The sequence below is a fragment of the Mesorhizobium sp. M5C.F.Ca.IN.020.32.2.1 genome (genome assembly GCF_004023105.1).
GTDB classification, from domain to species: Bacteria; Pseudomonadota; Alphaproteobacteria; order Rhizobiales; family Rhizobiaceae; genus Mesorhizobium; species Mesorhizobium wenxiniae.
On sequence record NZ_RZSX01001126.1, the window covers coordinates 1 to 1704 of the forward strand.

The window sequence follows — 1704 nt, forward strand, 5'->3', positions numbered from 1 at the left end:
GAACAGATCGAGGTCGCGCGGCTTCTTGACCAGCAAGGCCGGATCGGCGAGGCCCTGATAGGGATCTTCCGGCGAGACTTTCGCCATCGCCACGGCGCGCTCGGCTAGCGCTTTCGGGTCGGAGGCAGCGGTTGCCGAGACGCTCGCCACCCGCTTGCCGACGAAGACGCGTAGCGAAACATCCTCGCTCTCGGAAGCCTCGGTGCCCTCGACCTTGCCAAGCCGCACCGACACGCCGGTCGAACGGCCGCGCACCGCAACCGCGTCGGCGGCGTCGGCGCCGGCCCGTTTGGCAGCCTCGACCAGGGCCGCGACGCGGTCGGTCAATTTCGCTGAGTCCAGCGTATCGGTCATGTGCATAGTCCTGTTTTCCCGCCGGGCGGCCGCTCCGCACCATCTATTGTTCCGATGTGGCTTGTGCAATGGCAGAAGTGGCAAGCAGGATAGATCGGCCAGCAGACACTCGGCTTTAAGCGGCATGATCGGAGCGGGTCCTCAAAGGCTGCTTCGCAGCGATTTCGGACTGGCCGATGGCCCTTTGACGCCGTTCTCCGACCATATGCGGACGTGCGATTGCGGTAACGCCTTTGTCCTTTCCACTCATGATCGGCACCTGCCCGAAACCGCTAAATTTAGCGATTTCTTGTGTGTCCTTGGAACTTTGTAGCTTGCGTTCCATTTTCAATCGCATGCGAGACTCTGTGATCCAAAGCATCAGGACTGCGGTGAACGTGTCGCCGCCGCGGTACTCGCTGGTCCTCCCCATATACAATGAAGAACAGGTGCTGCCTCGACTGATCGAGCGGATCAGTTCGCTGATCTGCCGGTTGGACGGCGAGGCTGAGGCGATTTTCGTCGATGACGGAAGCATCGATGGAAGCGTCGAATACCTTCGGAACGTCGTCGCCGTCGAGCCGCGCTTCCGGCTGATCGAGCTTTCCCGCAATTTCGGCCACCAGGTCGCGATCACGGCCGGCATGGACGCGGCTGCGGGTGATGCCGTCATCGTCATGGATGCCGACCTGCAAGACCCGCCGGAGGTGGTTCTCGATCTGGTGGCGAAGTGGAAGGAAGGCTTCGAGATCGTCTATGCCCGCCGTGTCAAGCGTGAGGGCGAATCCTGGTTCAAGCGCTTGACGGCGAGTCTCTTCTACCGCCTGCTGGAGAAGATGACGTCGGTCGACATCCCGCGCGACGTCGGCGATTTTCGCCTGGTCGGGCGCAAGGCTCTGGAAACCTTCAAGCAAATGCCCGAACATGATCGTTTCGTCAGGGGCATGTTCGCCTGGATGGGGTTCAAGCAGACGGCGGTGCCTTTCGAACGCCCGGCGCGGACCCTTGGCCAGACCAAATACCCATTCTGGAAGATGATGCACCTTGCCGTTCACGGCATCGTCAGCTTCTCCGAGAAGCCGCTGCGCATGGCGCTGTGGGGCGGATTGGCCATCTCCGCGCTTGCGCTGGTGTTCGGTACCTTCGCCATCTTCGCCTGGATTTTTGAAACCGGCATCATTGCCGGCTGGACATCCACTGTGGTGATCGTGTCGCTCCTTTGCGGCATCAATCTTTTCATGACCGGCGTGGTCGGGCTCTATGTCGGCGGTATCCACGCCGAGGTCAAACGCCGTCCGCTTTACGTGATCGATCGGGTCGCCGGCTTCGACACGGCAGTGCGTGCTGCCACCCCCGGTGATAGCCTGTCTC

Annotated in this window: 2 protein-coding genes; one reads left to right on the forward strand and one right to left on the reverse strand. The window is 61.4% G+C overall.

The features are described 5' to 3' along the window. Positions 1-354, reverse strand: a 354-nt coding sequence (locus EOA86_RS33550; RefSeq protein ID WP_281035725.1) for a DNA gyrase modulator, incomplete at its 3' end; no start/stop codon positions are given. Positions 355-689: 335 nt separating this feature from the next. On the opposite strand from EOA86_RS33550, the gene EOA86_RS33555 reads away from it, so the two are divergent. Continuing rightward, positions 690-1704 (forward strand): glycosyltransferase family 2 protein (locus tag EOA86_RS33555; RefSeq protein WP_164892280.1); only part of this gene is annotated, 1015 nt, incomplete at its 3' end.